Here is a 13,905-nt window from a genome sequence, read left to right on the forward strand (position 1 = left end):
GTCGATACTCTGTGGGGTATGTTGCGGCCATGACGCCGCTCATTCCGCTCCCGCGCCGATTCGAGCGGGTGCTCGTGATCGCCGCCCATCCCGACGACGCCGAGTTCGCCTTCGGGGCCACCATTGCCCGCCTCCGCGACGAGGGGGTGCGGGTGAGCTATCTGGTCGTGAGCGATGGCGCGCAAGGCGGTGAGGATCCGGACGAGCCGGCCGCGGAACTGGCAGCGACGCGCGCCGCCGAACAACGCGATGCCGCGCGGGTGCTCGGTGTCACCGAAGTGGAATTCCTCGGCTTTCCGGACGGCCTGCTCGCCGACAATGCCGAGCTGCGGCTGTCGCTCGCCCGGGTGATCCGCCGGCACCGGCCGGACCTCGTCCTCACCCACCAGCCGTTGCGGTCGCTGCAGTTCCCGATCGGCGCCTCGCACCCCGATCACCTGGCCGTGGGACAGGCGGCGCTCAACGCCGTGTATCCCGACGCGCGCAACCCCCGCGCCTTCCCTGAACTCCTGGCGGAAGGGCTGTCCCCGCACCGGGTGGCCGAGGTCTGGGTGCCGGGCCACGAACACACGGACCTGCTGATCGACGTCGGCAACACCGCGGAGCGCAAGGTGGCGGCGATTCTCGCGCACCGCAGCCAGTTCCGGACCTCGACGGACCCGGCCGCGGACGTGCGCTGGGTGGTCGACCGCATGCTCGGTTACGGCAAGCTCCACTCCTGTGAGTACGCCGAGGCGTACAAGCGGATCGTCACGGACGCGGCGGCCGGACCGGGCCCGGTCCTCACCGTCGCCTCCTGACCGCCGCGGCCGGCTCATGACCGGGCCGGCTGGCTTGGCGCGATGGGGAACTGCGCCACGCGGCCGGCTCATGACCGGGCCAGGTGGCTGGGTGCGACGAGGAACTGCACCACGATGAAGGCGAGCACCAGGGCCGCGGCCGGCAGGAAGACGCTGGTGCCCATCGCTTCGGCGAACGGGCCGCGCAGCACCTCCGGCAGTGGACCCAGGGTTTGCGCTGTGCCGGTCCCCGCCCCGGGTGGCAGCACCGCGGCGAACGGGGCGAACTCGCGCTCGACCTGGTGCTGCATGAGCACGCCGACCGCGGCGCTGCCCAGGACTGCGCCGACCTGGCGGGTCGTGTTGTAGACGCCGGATCCCGCGCCGGCGAGGTGCAGCGGAAGGTTGCGGTTGGCGGTCGCGGTCAGCGGCCCCCAGATGAAGGCGTTGCCGACGCCGATCAGCGCGAGCGGGGCCAGGATCGTGCTGACCCGGGTGCTGCCGTGGGCCGCGAATCCCAGCCAGACCAGGGCCGTCGCGCTGGCCGCGAAGCCGAGCCCGGTCAGATAGCGGGGATGGACCCGGTCGGCCAGCTTGCCTGCCGGTGCGGCCAGCGCCCCGGAGATCACGGCCAGCGGGATCAGCAATGCGGCCGCCCGAGTCGGGCTCAGACCCATGGACTTTTGCGCGAACAACATCAGCGGGACAGCCATCCCGGTGAACGAGAAGCCCATGCAGGCGACGGCCACATTGGACAGGGTGAAGTTGCGGTCCCGGAACAGCGTGAGTCGCATCAGTGGTTCGGATGCCCGGGACTGCCACCACACGAAGGCCACCAACGCCAGCAGGCCGGTGCCGATCAGCCCCCACACGGTGACCGGGACCGGCCCGAGGTCGCGGATGAAGCCCCAGTCGTAGCGCTGCCCCTCCTGCAGCCCGAAGACCAGGAGCAGCAGACCGCACCCGCTGAGCAGGATGCCCGCGTAGTCGATCCGATGCCGCCGGGTCGGCAGGTTCGGGACCAGCAGCACGGCGGCGGCGAAGGCGAGCACGCCCAGCGGCACGTTGACCCAGAACACCCACTGCCAGCCCAGACTGTCCACCAGCACCCCGCCGGCCAACGGGCCCACCAGGATCGCCACTCCGGCCGCGGCACCCCACAAAGCCATGGCCGAACCGCGCTTGTGCGCCGGGAAGGTGCGGGTGATCACCGCCATCGTCTGCGGAGCCATCAACGCGGCGCCGAGGCCCTGCACCACCCGTGCGGCGATCAGCATTTCCGGGGTGTCGGACAGACCACACCACGCCGAGGCCGCGGTGAAGACGAACAAACCCAGCAGATACAAGCGCTTTGGGCCGAACATGTCGCCGAGCTGACCCGACAACAACAGGGGAGTCACGTACGCCAACAGGTAGCCGCTGGTGACCCAGATGACCGCGTTGAGGTCGGTCTCCAGGTCGACCCAGATCGCATCGGCGGCCACCGAGACGATGGTCGAGTCCACCAGGATCATGAAGATGCCCGCCACCAGCGCCCACAGCGCCGGCCAGGGCCGGTAGCCCTCGGGCAGTCCCGGCAGGGTGTCAGGGGACGTCGGATCCGAGATCGTCGTGTCGTCCGTTGTCATGCCGGTAGCCGCCCCCTCGTCACGCTGAAGGCCGAGACGTCGACCGCCGGGTCGCCGCCGGTCGCGAGTTGCGCCAGGATCTCGCCGATGCCGGGCGCAAACTTGAAGCCGTGCCCCGAGCACGCGCTCGCGTAGACGACCCGCGGTTGTTGCTGCGACCGGCCGATGAAGAAGCTCTCGTCCGGCGACATCGTGTAGATGCAGGAGGCGCCCCGGCCGGTGCTGCGGACACCGGGGAGCAGACTTTCGACAGTCCGCCACAACTCGCGGCGTTCCGGATCGGTCGGCGGCCGGCGCGGGCCATCGAGATCTGCCGGGGAGAGTTGCCGGTTGTGAAAGCCGATCCGGAGGCCGCCGTCCGAACGCCAGCGCGGAAACCCGTACACGAGGGCACCCTCAGCATCCTCGAAGAGAAAGACCGGGAAGCGGTCCGGCGCGTGGTCGCGCGCGTGGGGCTCCGCCACGTCCAGCTCGAAAACGGGAATGCGCATCGGGCGGACCAGCGGACCGAGCTCGTCGGGCAGGAACCGGCCGATCCAGCCGCCGGTCGTCAGCACGACCGTGCCGCAGTCCACCTGCCACCCGGCACCGGTGACCGTCACCGAATCTGGGGATCCGGGCTCCACCGAACGGACCGCGCTGCCGTAGCTGAGCTGAGCGCCGGCGTCGACCGCGAGGGACAGATAGTGCAGCCGGGCGCGGTCTGCGAACAGCATGAGAGCGTCCGGTTCATACAGGCCAACGGCATTGTCGCGGACGTGGAAGGCCGGAAAGCGGTGCGTGATCTCGCCCGCCGACAGGCGCTCGTAGCCGATTCCGCAGCGGTCGGCGGTGCCCTGTGAGCCGTGCACGAGTCGCGAATCGGGGGAGCCGACGAAGAGCCCGCCGGTGCGCACCGCGATCGTCTCGGACACCGCGTCGGCGAGTTCCAGCCAGCCGGCATAGGAGCGATTCAGCAGCGGAACGTACTGATCGCCTTCCCAGTACGCGCGACGAAAGATCCGCGTTTGACCATGCGAAGAACCCCACCCGTGCAGCGGGCCGTGCGCCTCCACACCGAGGGCACGCACGCCCAGCCGGCTCAGGTGGAACAGCGTCGCCGCACCCATGATGCCCAGGCCCACGACCACCACGTCGTAGGTGGACCGCGCTGTCGCCGCCATGGTCAGCCGACCAGCGGCTCGGCGCCGGCCGAATGCTGCAAGACCGCCCGGGCGGGCGTGGGCAGCGGACTCGGCAGGGCAAGCTCCTCGAACGGTGCGAGCACGGTGACCTCGGTGATCTCGTAGAACCAGTGGAGGGTGTTGCCGCGGGTGATGAAGGTGGCCGCGTACTCCTCGCGGCCCTGTTCGAACTGGGCCAGCAGCGAGGTGCGCAACTCCAGCCATTCCTCGGTGTAGAACAGCAGCGGAAACTCGATCCGCTCCAACACCTCCGAATGCACCGTGGCGGTGCCTGATGGCCGCTGGATCGACCGAGACCGCCCGAAGATGTCGGCGATGCCGACCAGCGAGTTCAGGCCGATGATGGCGCGTCCGCCCGGCGCGAGATGCTCCGGCAACTGATGCAGGAAGCGCAGCAGCACGCTGTCGCCGTAGAACATGGCCGCAAGATCGAGGGAGCGGTGCTTCTCGTCCAGCTCGGCCTTGAAGACGTCGGACGGGGTACGCCACCCCGGCGGGTTGAAGACGATCAGGTCGAAGCGTCGCGGGCTGTCCGGGAACAGATCGCTGTGCCGAAAGTCGATGACGGCGTCACCGAAGTTGGCGAGCTCGTTCTGGCGGGCGGTGGACACCGCGGCGGCGGAGATGTCGGTCGCCGAGATGGACGAGGCGCCCAGACCGCGTAGCAGGAGGGAGATGGCCCCGCTGCCGGTGCCGATTTCCAGAATCCGCCCGCCCAGCTCGCGCTCGCGCAGGTGCCGGACCAGGTGATCGCCGAGCGCGAGACCGGCCTGACTGACGTGGAACGTTTCCGGCCGATCGAACAGGCGAAAGCAGTGGCCGAGGTCGAAACACACGTCGTACGTCGCGCACGGGGGGCGGGGAGCCGCGGCGGCGTCATCGCCGCCCGGCACCCCCTCAGCCATCGTTCCGCGGGTGGGCGCCCGCGCTCAGCGCAGACGCCAGCTCACGGGAGCGGTGGGCGGACGCGGTGAGCGCAGCCAGGACCGAGACTTTCAGCTCGGCGGCGTCGAACGCGGCTATGCCCCGTTCGGTGGTGCCGTTCGGTGTCATCACCTCGCGGCAGAGTTGCATGGGTGGCTTGTCGCTGTGCCGGATCAGGGTCGCCGTGCCGCCGAAGACCTGGGCCGCCATGGCTCGCCCGGCCGACTCGGAGAAGCCGCGTGAGGTGGCGAACTGGCAGAAGGCATCGACGATGTAGCTGACGAAGGCCGGGCCGCCACCGCAGATTGCGGTGGCGTCGTCGACCAGCTCCTCGACGTCCACCCGCAGCGCCTGCCCGATCGAGGCCAGCAGCAGGTCCGCCTGCGCGACGGTCGCCTCCGTGACCGCCGGCTCCGCGTAGTAGACGGACATACCCTCGAACACTTCGGAGGGAGTGTTGGGGATCGCACGGACCACCTGCGTGGTGCCCAGTGCGTCGGCGATGGTCCGGGCAGTGAGCCCGGCCATCACCGACAGCACCGGCGTATCCGCGGTGAACCGGTGCCGCTCGGCCGCCGCAAATGCACCGAAGGCCTGTGGCGGGATGGCGAGGACGACGAAGTCCCCGGCGGTGATGGCCAGTTCGGCGCCCACGGTGAGCCCCTCGACTGTCCGCAGGACCTTGCGGCGCTCGGGGTTGGTCTCGACCGCGAGGATCCGGGGCCGGGGGGTCGCGCCGAGCAGACCCCGGACGATGGCAAGCCCCATGTGGCCGCAGCCGACCACGGTGAGGCGCGCGGCGTACGTCATCTCTTCTTCCCCGTTTCGCAGGCGTTCAGTTGCCGACCCCGGACCGGTCGTCTTCGGTCGCCTTGGCCGGCTCGTAGGCGGTTTCCACATCGGACACCGTGGTGCGGTGCAGGACGCGGCGCTGCGTCGGGTCGTACGGCCGGCCGCGGTGCATGGTGCGGCGGTTGTCCCACACCACGAGGTCGCCGACGGTCCAGTGGTGGGTGTAGACAAACTGGTCCTGGGTGGCGAACTCGATCAGTTCCTCGAGCAGGGCCCGACCTTTCTCCACCGGCCAGCCGAGCACGTGCGAGGCGTGTGAGGCGAGGTAGAGGCTGGACCGGCCGCCCGGGTAGTGGTCGACGATGCGTTGCGGTACGGGCGGCAGCGTCGTCGAGATGTCGCTGTTGAAGCCGTCGAACCCGGTCTTGCGGCGGGAGTGGGCGATGCTGTGTTCCGCCACGAGGCCGTCGATCTGCTGCTTGCGGTCTGCCGGCAGCGCCTCGTACGCCGAGCGCATGTCGGCGTACTGAGTTTCGCCTCCGATCGGCGGGATCTCGCGGGCGCTCAACAGCGAGCACTTCGCGCGGCGCGCCTTGAACGAACTGTCGGTGTGCCAGAGCTGGTTGCCGAGGTTGTACTGGTTGAGCCGGTCCTTGGGGTCCAGGATCCGCCCGGCGTGGTCGAGGTTGGAGATGTCGGTGAACTCGTTGGGCAGGCGTAGTGCGGTCCCGGCGTAGTTCGGGGCGGTCTCCAGCGGGCCGAAGCGCTTGCTGAACGCGAGCTGCTGTTCGTTGGTGAGCGGCTGGCCCGGGAAGACCAGCACGGCGTGCCGGTCGAAGGCCGCGTGGATTGCCGCGAAGACGTCGTCGGACAGTGGAGAAGTGAGGTCGACGCCCGTCACTTCGGCGACGAAGAGCGGGTGGCGTGCGGTCAGGGTGATAGCCACGGATCTCCTCCTGGCACGGGAGAATTCACGTCTGAGGTGAGGTGTATTACCGGGTCTTGATCCGCGTGGCCGCCGCGTCTTTCTCCGCGCGACGGATCATGCCCCCGGTCATGAATCTGGACCGTGTCACACGCAATTCAAGATCACAAGAGACAGTCTCTTTGCCGACCTGGGCGCCCTGCGTTTCGCCGGAATCGGTAATGCTTTGTCCGGAACTGTCAATGTCGATTAACAACTCGTCAACGGTGATCCGCCTTGTGGAGGAGAGTCGGGAACTGATACCCATCCACTGTAGATTTTTCGATTGTTGGCAAATTCAGCTCGATCGATGATGCATCCGTGCGGCGCTTCGACGGCCGCCGGGAAAACACACCATTCACACCCCACCGGACACCACGGGCGAGCCCGGACACGCCCCACCGCCCGATGATGATCGAAGAGGAGCGGATCATGAAATACGTCATTCCCGCCAAGCGCTCGTCCAGTCGCGTGCCGGACAAGAACTACCGCGACTTTGCGCACGGGAAGTCACTTCTGGACATTCTGGTGACGAAATTGTCGCGGCTCGGCGATCCGGCCGACGTCTACATCTCCTCGGAGGACGAGTCCACTCGCATCCTCGCCGACAAGTACGGGGTCTCATTCCTGCCGCGGCCCGCACATCTCACCGAGAACTCCTACCCGTTCCAGTCCGTGGTGAACGAAGTCTGCAAACAGTTGCCTGGCGACGACGACGTGATGTGGTGCCACGCGACCGACCCGTTCTTCGACGAGCACGAGGCGGTGGTGCGCGACTGGCACACCCGCGACGTCGCGACCGCCGACTCGATCGTCGTCGTGTATCCGATGGCCGAGTACCTGCTCGACCAGAGCTTCCACCCCATCGGCTTCGGCTTCGGCCCCTGGCACCGCCCGTCGCAGGAGCTGCCCACCTTCTATCAGCTCGGCTTCTCCTGCTCGATCATGACGCGGCACGTGGCGACCACGCTGGGGCTGGTCGGTGCCCGCCCGATGTGGTTCAAGGCCACCAATCTGACCATCGACATCGACACCCAGGCCCAGTTCGACCTCGCCGCCCGCCTCTACGCCCTCGACCACGAGTGACGTCGGACGTCGCCGCGCTGGTGGATGCGGTCGCCGAACTGGTCCGGATCCCCAGCGTCAACCCCCTGCACAGCGGACCCCGCGCCGAACGCCACGGCCCGATCGGGGAGGGCGCGCTCGCCCACCGGCTCGCCGAGCGGTTCACGGACTGCGGTGCGGCGGACGTCGTCCTGGACGAGGTGGCCCCCGGGCGTCCCAACGTGTACGGCCGCTTCCGCGGGCGGACCGAGCGCCTCGTCGTCGTGGACGTGCACACCGACACCGTCACCGTCGAGCACATGACTGACCCGCCTTTCGACGGCCGGGTCGAGGACGGGCACCTCTACGGCCGCGGCGCGTTGGACAGCAAAGCCACCCTGGGCGTCCTGCTGCACCTGCTGGCGGCCTGGTCTCGCGCAGGACTTCGGCCCGAGCCGGACCTGTTGCTGGTCGGGTCGGTGGCCGAAGAGGCCGGCGGCCTGCTCGGCGCCACCCGGTTCCGGCCCTGGGTCGAGCAGCAAGGCCTGCGGATCGACCATCTCGTCGTCGCCGAACCCACCGAGTTCCGCCCGGTGCACGGGCTGAAAGGCCTGGTGCTCGCCGAGGTGACCGCCCACGGCACGGCGGCCCACTCGGCACGCCCCGACCTCGGTGTCAACGCGATCGAGGCGATCGCACCGGTGGTCGCCGCGTTCACCGCCGAACACCGGCGACTCCAGTCCCTGCCGCCCGCCACCGAGTTGGGCACCGGCACCGTGTCGGTCACCCAGATTTCCGGCGGCACCGGCGGCAACGTCATCCCCGACCGGTGCACGATGGCGGTCGGTCGCCGGATCGTCCCGGGCGAGGACCCCGCCGACGTCCTGGACCAGCTCGCGGCCATCGCCCGCGCTGCCTGCCCGGTGCCCTGCGAGATCACCTCGCTGATCCCGCCGGCGCCGGACGGCAAGCCCGGCTCGCCGGCGTTCTATCAACGTTCCGACGCCGGCCTCGTCCAATTCCTGGCCCGGACCGCCGGCACCACCCCCACCGTGGCGCCCTTCGGCGCCAACGCCCTGCGCTATTCCGGGCTTGCCCGGGAGACGGTGATCTTCGGTCCGGGTTCGATCACGCAGGCCCACCAGGCCACCGAACGGGTGGCCGTCGCCGACCTGGCTCGCCTCGCCGACATCCTCGGCGCCTGGCTCGCCCCGGCCTGATCCCTCAGGAGAAGGTATGCCGACCGCTACCGCCGCCGACACCGTCGACCGGGTGTTCGCGCCGATCCAGCACTACACCCGCGGCTTCCTCATCGCGAAGTCCACCGACGCGTACGGAATGGCGCTCGGATTCGCCTCGGGCAGCCAGTTCTGGGTCGTCGGTCGGGCCGGCGTGCTCGGCAGCTGCCCCGCCGAGGTCGCCGCGGCCGCCATCGCGTTCGAGCCGCTGGACGCGGTGCACCGGGCCTGGACCGCCGTGCCCGTAGGGCTGACCCACTACGACGTGGCACTGCACTACCGGGACCGCATCGCCGCCTGGGGCGAGCAAGCTTTCGACCGGACCAGCCCCGACACGCTCGACATCGTCGACGAGCTGGGGCGCCGGATCATCGACGCGGCCCCCGCGGCCCTGGGGGCGCTCTTCACCGGCTGGCGCCGGTTGGCCGCCCCCACGAGCCTCCCGAGCCGAGCCGCCCTCACCATTCATCTCCTGCGCGAGCTGCGCGGAGCCGCCCACATCGCCGCGATTCTGGCCTGCGGACTCACCCCACTCGACGCCATCCTCGCCGCACCGCATCCCCCGCCGCGCACCGGTGCCGCGTACGCGGAACGCATGGGCTATCGAGGCCCCTTCCGCGACCCTGCCGAGGTGCGGCAGCAGCGACTGGACGCCGAGCGGCTGACCGCAGCGATCATCGTGCCCTACTTCGCGACGCTGGCCCCCGCAGAACTGGCCCGCTTCTGCGCAGCCGTCGAGCACACCTGCACGGCCGCCATGCTGCAAGGATGAGGCGGTGACCGGCTACGACGAGCTCTACCTTCAGGCAGCTCCATCGGGCGGACCGCCCTGGGAGATCGGCAGGCCGTAGCCGGCGCTGGCAGCCGTGCTCGAAGCCGGGGTGCCGGGTCGCACCGTGCTCGACGTCGGCTGCGGCACGGGCGAGCTGGCCCTCGCCCTCGCCCGTCGGGGCTATCGGGTCACAGCGGTCGACATTTCCGGCGTTGCCATCGCCGCGGCCGGTGCCAAGGCCACAGCCGAGGGCCTCGACGTGCACTTCGAGGTGCAGGACGCCACCCAGCTCGCGCTGGCGGCCGCGCCCTTCGACGCGGTGTTCGACTCCGGGCTGCTGCACAGTCTGCAGCGCAGCAGCAACGCGGACGTCGACGCGTACCTGAAACGGCTGCCAGGTCTGGTGGCACCCGGCGGGAGTCTTGTCGTCCTGGCCGTGTCGCTCGAAGGCGACCAGCCGTGGGGTGTCACCGAACGTTTCCTGCGGTCAAGCTTCGCGGCACCGCACTGGAGCGGCACCGAGGTGGCGAAGGTCCGCGTCACCGCCCGGGAACTGACGCTGCCGGGCTTTCTCCTGCGCACCACCCGCACCACCTGATTCCTTGCCTCGCCTTTGAGATCGGCTAGAGGTTGCGTTGAGGTAGCGGCCCGATCTCCAGGGGCATGAACACGACGCTTGAGCTCACCGCCGCCGCCCCGCTCTACGACGCGACCGCCCTCTGGGGCCGCGCCGCCGCCGGTGTCGAGCTTTCGGTCGTCGTTCCCTTCTACAACCCGGGTGCGGCGCTGCGCAGCACGATCGAGCGCCTCGTCGGCTGCCTGCAGGACGCCGGCATCGGCTACGAGGTCATCGCGGTCTCGGACGGCTCGACTGACGGCTCGGAGCGCACCCTCGCCGGCCTCCCGGGCGTCCGGGTCGTCGTCAGCCCGGCCAACCAGGGCAAGGGTGGCGCGCTGCACCTCGGCTTCGTCGCCGCCCGCGGCGCCTGGATCGGCTTCGTCGACGCCGACGGCGACATCGACCCGCAGCACCTGGTCGAGTACCTGACCGTCGCCCGCGCCGGCAACCACGCGGTCGTCTACGCCGACAAGCGCCACGAGGACTCGGCCAGCGCCGCCTCCGGCCTGCGCAAGCTGATCTCGATCTCCTACTCGACGCTGGTCTCGGGCCTCTTCCGCCTCGACGTCCGCGACACCCAGACCGGCTGCAAGATCGTCCGCCGCGACGTGCTCGCCACCGTCCTGCCCCGCATGCAGGAGCGCCGCTTCGCCTTCGACCTCGAGCTCTTCGTCGCCGCCGGCGAGGCCGGCATCAACGACCTCAAGGCCGCCCCGGTCCGCCTCGAGGAGCGCACCGCCGGCTCGACCGTCACCACCAAGAGCATCGTCCGCACGATCCGCGACACCTTCGTCATCTACCGCCGCCAGCGCACCGCCCAGTACCGCCCGGCGACCATCGCCACCCGCCCCTCGGTTCGCCTGGCCTACGCCAACTGATCCCACACTCCTCGGTCCCGACGAGGCGGCCCCGCCAGCACTCCTGCCGGCGGGGCCGTGTGGTGCCGGTCGTCTCGCCCCGAGCGGCCCTGCGACGGGCCTAGTCCAGCGACGGCGGTTGCCAGCCCGCGAACCGGGCCATCGAGCGCAGCGCGAACCGGGGCGGCGTCAGGCGCATGAGGGCGTTGCGGGCTGCCACGGCCGCCGGGTTGCGCAACTGCTGGCCGAAGCGGCCGACCGTGCGGGACGCCTGCGCCACCCGTTGACTGCGGGGGCGCCGCTGCCGGTCGTACTCCCGCAGGCCCTGGGGTTGATCCGCCAGCGCGGCGAGCACGACGGCATCCTCCAGGGCCTGGTTGGCGCCCTGGCCGAGGTGCGGGGTCATCGCGTGTGCGGCATCGCCGAGCAACGCGACCCGGCCGCGGACATAGCTGGTCAGCGGCGTGTCCAGGCAGGCGAGCTCATCAGTCAGCACCGTCTCGGTCGAGGCGATGAGCGCCGGGATCGGGTCGTGCCACGCCGAGAAATGCGACCGTACGTCTCCCGCCGACTGATCCGAGTTGACGGCGCCGTACCAGTAGACGCGGCCGTCGGTGAGCGGCACCATGCCGAACTCGGCGCCGGGTGCCCAGCTAACCGCCACGTCGAGGTCGCCGGCCCAGACCGGGGTGACTCCACGCCACGCGGTCACGCCGATCCGGCGCGGTTCGGGGACGGCCGAGAACAATGCGGTGCGGGCCGTGCTGTGGATGCCGTCCGCCGCGACCACCAGATCGGCCTGGGCCCGGCCCGGCCCGTCCGGTCCGTGCCAGGTGACGGCGCCGTCTGCGGTCACCGATTCGACGGTGGCGCCGGTCAGCACGGTTTCTGCGGGGAGGGCGCCGAGCAGGATGTCGTGCAGGACGGCCCGGTGGATGCCGATCGCCGGCGTGCCGAGCAGTCGCTCCAGCTCTCCGGCGCCGATGTGGGCCAGCCAGCGACCGGCGGAGGTGCGTGTCCCGGCGGACACGTCCCGGCGGCCGCGCTCGCGGACCGTCGCGCCCAAGCCGAGCGCGTCGAGGCAGCGCAGGCCGTTGGCCTGGAGGACCAGCCCGGCGCCGACCGGCCGGAATTCGGCTGCCCGCTCGAGCACGGTCACCCGCCAGCCCTTGCGTTGCAAGCCGATCGCGGCTCCTAGCCCGCCGATGCCGCCGCCGATGACCACCGCTGTGCCGGGCATGTCGCCTCCTTCTACAGATGTAGAAGGAATACTACAGCTGTAGAAGGAGAGGTGCCATGCCGAACAACCGGTTCGCCGTCCTCACTGATGCGGCCATCGACCTGCTCGCCGAACTGGGCATGCGCGGCCTCACCCACCGGGCCGTCGACAGCCGCGCCGCCCTCCCGCAGGGCACCACGTCCGCGTACTTCCGTACCCGAAAAGCACTGATCGAGGCAGTGGTCCGCCGCATCGCCGACCTCGACCGCCAGGACCTGCCGGACGGCGCCGAAACCGCCCCAGCCATCGCAGCGGTCCTCGACCACTGGATGAGCGGAGCGCGCAACCGCACCCTCGCCCGGTACGCCTGCCTCCTCGAAGCCACCCACCACCCCGAACTCCGCACGATCCTGCGGCACGGCGACGCCTCGCGCGCCCAGGCGAGAGCGATGCTCGCCGCCATCGGCGTCAGCAACCCCCAGCAGGCCGGTGATCACCTGGTCGCCTGCATCGACGGCCTGCTCTTCGACCGCCTGATCGGAGCGGGCGCCCGCACCGCACCGCCGCCCGGCACCGAAGCCAACCGTGCGGACCTCGCGGTCGCCATCACCACCATCCTGCACGCCTTCTCAGGAACGGCCGCCACACCCGACGCGTCTTCGTAGGCTTGGGTCTTGCCTTCTGACTGGTTTTCTCTGCATGCCGATCTGCGGCTGCCACCCGAATCCGCTATCCCCGCGCAGCACCATGCTGGCCTGGGGATGATGGTCGAGCCGGTTGCCGAGCGCATTAATCGCTCCTTCGCCGGCGCCACCTGGCTGGCCCGCCGATTTCCGCCGCGCAGCCACCTGTGGGTGGCGCTGCGCTGCCACGTCGGTGCGCTCGTCATCGGTCCTCCGCGCAAGCGCAATTACGGCGGCCCGAAGGACCTCAAGTGCCCGGTACGGATTCCCGAAGCGTGGCTGCGTGACCCCGGCGATGGGCTGCTCGGACTGCGGCTGACCGGGCGTTGCTCGACGCGCTATGCCACGTCGGTGACGTGTACGAACTCGGCCCGATCCCGGCGCGAGTCATGCGGACCAAACCGCTGGAGGCTGAGGATCTGTTCGCACCGCCGCCGAACCTGCCCTCCCCCATGCGTCCGTTGGCCGATCAGGTGCAACGGATCGCGGACGCTGCCGGGCCCGACAGGTTGCTGGTGCTGGCAACCGAACGGTCTACCGCCAAGATTCGCTCGGGGCGGCAGGCTGTCATCGCAGCGCTGGGAGAGGTGGAGTCTGAACAGAAACTCGCCGGCTCGTACAGTCAGGAGGTGCGACTGTGGACGGTGGCGGCGCCGCAGTGAACTGGCAGGTCGAGCCGGGTCCGGACGCCGCCGTGCTGGGCAAGGTCGTCGTCACGGCACGGCATTGCCTCGCCGCGTGGGGCGACCTGCTGACGGCCGCCCTCGACGCACCGATGACTGTCGTGCTGGCCGGCGCCGACGAGCTGGGGGCGGAGTCCACCGGTGTGGTGGTTCGGGTCAGCGTGCCCTCGGCCCGGCTGCAGGAGGACCGGCCGGGCGTGGCGGCCGACGTGATCCGACTCGTCCTCGCGGAGGCGACGGCACTGGCGGAGCGCCGGCCCCATCCGGCACCACCTCAAGTGTGGGTGCCGCCGGAAGGCTGGGCGCCCGCCGCCGAGAGTCCGCTGGTGCATGCCCTGGAGCTGCTGACGGCCGACGAGCTGCTGGTCGTGGCACAGGGGGACGCCGACCGGATGCGCCGGCTTGACGAATACGTCGTGGACGCCGTCGAGGAAGCGGGGAACGCCGAGCGGGTGCACACCCACAGCGAGGATGAAACCGTGCTGATGCGGACGTTCGGGCTCCTCGAATCCTGAAAGG

The 13,905-nt window shown here is 70.1% G+C and carries 16 protein-coding genes; 9 read left to right on the forward strand and 7 right to left on the reverse strand.

Annotation, left to right across the window (positions count from 1 at the left end):
* Positions 1-29: 29 nt before the first annotated feature.
* Complete coding sequence (locus ACIA1L_RS03205) at positions 30-800, forward strand: PIG-L deacetylase family protein (RefSeq protein ID WP_396070825.1); 771 nt, start codon at positions 30-32, stop codon at positions 798-800.
* Between the two features lie 68 nt (positions 801-868).
* Here the strand turns inward: ACIA1L_RS03205 and ACIA1L_RS03210 are convergent, their stop codons facing one another.
* Genes ACIA1L_RS03210 through ACIA1L_RS03235 form a run of 6 tightly spaced genes read right to left on the reverse strand, consistent with a single transcriptional unit; the run spans position 869 to position 6,539 of the window.
* The gene (locus tag ACIA1L_RS03210; RefSeq protein ID WP_396070826.1) at positions 869-2,407 is read right to left on the reverse strand and encodes an MFS transporter; all 1,539 of its coding nucleotides are present in this window, start codon (positions 2,405-2,407) and stop codon (positions 869-871) included.
* Positions 2,404-3,570 carry an N-methyl-L-tryptophan oxidase gene (solA, locus tag ACIA1L_RS03215; RefSeq protein ID WP_396070827.1) on the reverse strand — a complete coding sequence of 389 codons (1,167 nt, stop codon included), beginning with the start codon at positions 3,568-3,570 and terminating at the stop codon, positions 2,404-2,406. Before solA ends, ACIA1L_RS03210 begins: the two co-directional genes overlap by 4 nt.
* A gap of 2 nt (positions 3,571-3,572) precedes the next feature.
* Positions 3,573-4,496, reverse strand: a complete 924-nt coding sequence (locus ACIA1L_RS03220) for a methyltransferase (RefSeq protein ID WP_396070828.1) — start codon at positions 4,494-4,496, stop codon at positions 3,573-3,575.
* Positions 4,489-5,325, reverse strand: a complete 837-nt coding sequence (locus tag ACIA1L_RS03225; RefSeq protein ID WP_396070829.1) for a pyrroline-5-carboxylate reductase family protein — start codon at positions 5,323-5,325, stop codon at positions 4,489-4,491. Before ACIA1L_RS03225 ends, ACIA1L_RS03220 begins: the two co-directional genes overlap by 8 nt.
* A 25-nt stretch (positions 5,326-5,350) precedes the next feature.
* Positions 5,351-6,253 (reverse strand): TauD/TfdA dioxygenase family protein, encoded by a 903-nt coding sequence (locus tag ACIA1L_RS03230; RefSeq protein WP_396070830.1) that lies wholly within the window; start codon positions 6,251-6,253, stop codon positions 5,351-5,353.
* Between the two features lie 46 nt (positions 6,254-6,299).
* Positions 6,300-6,539 (reverse strand): hypothetical protein, encoded by a 240-nt coding sequence (locus ACIA1L_RS03235; protein WP_396070831.1) that lies wholly within the window; start codon positions 6,537-6,539, stop codon positions 6,300-6,302.
* 164 nt (positions 6,540-6,703) lie between these two features.
* On the opposite strand from ACIA1L_RS03235, the gene ACIA1L_RS03240 reads away from it, so the two are divergent.
* From ACIA1L_RS03240 to ACIA1L_RS03260, 5 genes are all read left to right on the forward strand, one after another.
* The gene (locus ACIA1L_RS03240) at positions 6,704-7,357 is read left to right on the forward strand and encodes a cytidylyltransferase domain-containing protein (RefSeq protein ID WP_396070832.1); all 654 of its coding nucleotides are present in this window, start codon (positions 6,704-6,706) and stop codon (positions 7,355-7,357) included.
* Positions 7,354-8,535 (forward strand): M20 family metallopeptidase, encoded by a 1,182-nt coding sequence (locus ACIA1L_RS03245; protein ID WP_396070833.1) that lies wholly within the window; start codon positions 7,354-7,356, stop codon positions 8,533-8,535. Before ACIA1L_RS03240 ends, ACIA1L_RS03245 begins: the two co-directional genes overlap by 4 nt.
* Before the next feature lie 16 nt (positions 8,536-8,551).
* Positions 8,552-9,325, forward strand: coding sequence for a hypothetical protein (locus ACIA1L_RS03250; protein ID WP_396070834.1), 774 nt, complete (start codon positions 8,552-8,554; stop codon positions 9,323-9,325).
* A gap of 94 nt (positions 9,326-9,419) precedes the next feature.
* Positions 9,420-9,923 carry a class I SAM-dependent methyltransferase gene (locus ACIA1L_RS03255; RefSeq protein WP_396070835.1) on the forward strand — a complete coding sequence of 168 codons (504 nt, stop codon included), beginning with the start codon at positions 9,420-9,422 and terminating at the stop codon, positions 9,921-9,923.
* A 65-nt stretch (positions 9,924-9,988) separates the two neighbouring features.
* Positions 9,989-10,822, forward strand: a complete 834-nt coding sequence (locus ACIA1L_RS03260) for a glycosyltransferase family 2 protein (RefSeq protein WP_396070836.1) — start codon at positions 9,989-9,991, stop codon at positions 10,820-10,822.
* A 100-nt stretch (positions 10,823-10,922) separates the two neighbouring features.
* Here the strand turns inward: ACIA1L_RS03260 and ACIA1L_RS03265 are convergent, their stop codons facing one another.
* Positions 10,923-12,041, reverse strand: coding sequence for an FAD-dependent monooxygenase (locus ACIA1L_RS03265; RefSeq protein ID WP_396070837.1), 1,119 nt, complete (start codon positions 12,039-12,041; stop codon positions 10,923-10,925).
* Between the two features lie 56 nt (positions 12,042-12,097).
* Between ACIA1L_RS03265 and ACIA1L_RS03270 the strand changes: the two genes are divergently transcribed.
* The 3 genes from ACIA1L_RS03270 to ACIA1L_RS03280 all read left to right on the forward strand — a co-directional run bounded on the left by ACIA1L_RS03270 (position 12,098) and on the right by ACIA1L_RS03280 (position 13,901).
* The gene (locus ACIA1L_RS03270; protein ID WP_396070838.1) at positions 12,098-12,685 is read left to right on the forward strand and encodes a TetR/AcrR family transcriptional regulator; all 588 of its coding nucleotides are present in this window, start codon (positions 12,098-12,100) and stop codon (positions 12,683-12,685) included.
* Between the two features lie 344 nt (positions 12,686-13,029).
* On the forward strand, positions 13,030-13,365 hold the full coding sequence (locus tag ACIA1L_RS03275) for a hypothetical protein (RefSeq protein WP_396070839.1): 336 nt from the start codon (positions 13,030-13,032) through the stop codon (positions 13,363-13,365).
* Positions 13,341-13,901, forward strand: a complete 561-nt coding sequence (locus ACIA1L_RS03280; RefSeq protein ID WP_396070840.1) for a hypothetical protein — start codon at positions 13,341-13,343, stop codon at positions 13,899-13,901. The genes ACIA1L_RS03275 and ACIA1L_RS03280 overlap by 25 nt, the downstream gene beginning before the upstream one ends.
* The last annotated feature ends 4 nt before the right edge of the window (positions 13,902-13,905 follow it).

This window comes from Actinoplanes sp. NPDC051859 (assembly GCF_044452725.1).
Classification (GTDB): domain Bacteria; phylum Actinomycetota; class Actinomycetes; order Mycobacteriales; family Micromonosporaceae; genus Actinoplanes.

Coding starts and splice junctions, on each gene's coding strand:
- ACIA1L_RS03205 (WP_396070825.1), top strand. CDS start 30: ATGACGCCGCTCATTCCGCTCCCGCGCCGATTCGAGCGGGTGCTCGTG.
- ACIA1L_RS03210 (WP_396070826.1), bottom strand. CDS start 2,407: ATGACAACGGACGACACGACGATCTCGGATCCGACGTCCCCTGACACC.
- solA (WP_396070827.1), bottom strand. CDS start 3,570: ATGGCGGCGACAGCGCGGTCCACCTACGACGTGGTGGTCGTGGGCCTG.
- ACIA1L_RS03220 (WP_396070828.1), bottom strand. CDS start 4,496: ATGGCTGAGGGGGTGCCGGGCGGCGATGACGCCGCCGCGGCTCCCCGC.
- ACIA1L_RS03225 (WP_396070829.1), bottom strand. CDS start 5,325: ATGACGTACGCCGCGCGCCTCACCGTGGTCGGCTGCGGCCACATGGGG.
- ACIA1L_RS03235 (WP_396070831.1), bottom strand. CDS start 6,539: ATGGGTATCAGTTCCCGACTCTCCTCCACAAGGCGGATCACCGTTGAC.
- ACIA1L_RS03240 (WP_396070832.1), top strand. CDS start 6,704: ATGAAATACGTCATTCCCGCCAAGCGCTCGTCCAGTCGCGTGCCGGAC.
- ACIA1L_RS03250 (WP_396070834.1), top strand. CDS start 8,552: ATGCCGACCGCTACCGCCGCCGACACCGTCGACCGGGTGTTCGCGCCG.
- ACIA1L_RS03260 (WP_396070836.1), top strand. CDS start 9,989: ATGAACACGACGCTTGAGCTCACCGCCGCCGCCCCGCTCTACGACGCG.
- ACIA1L_RS03265 (WP_396070837.1), bottom strand. CDS start 12,041: ATGCCCGGCACAGCGGTGGTCATCGGCGGCGGCATCGGCGGGCTAGGA.
- ACIA1L_RS03270 (WP_396070838.1), top strand. CDS start 12,098: ATGCCGAACAACCGGTTCGCCGTCCTCACTGATGCGGCCATCGACCTG.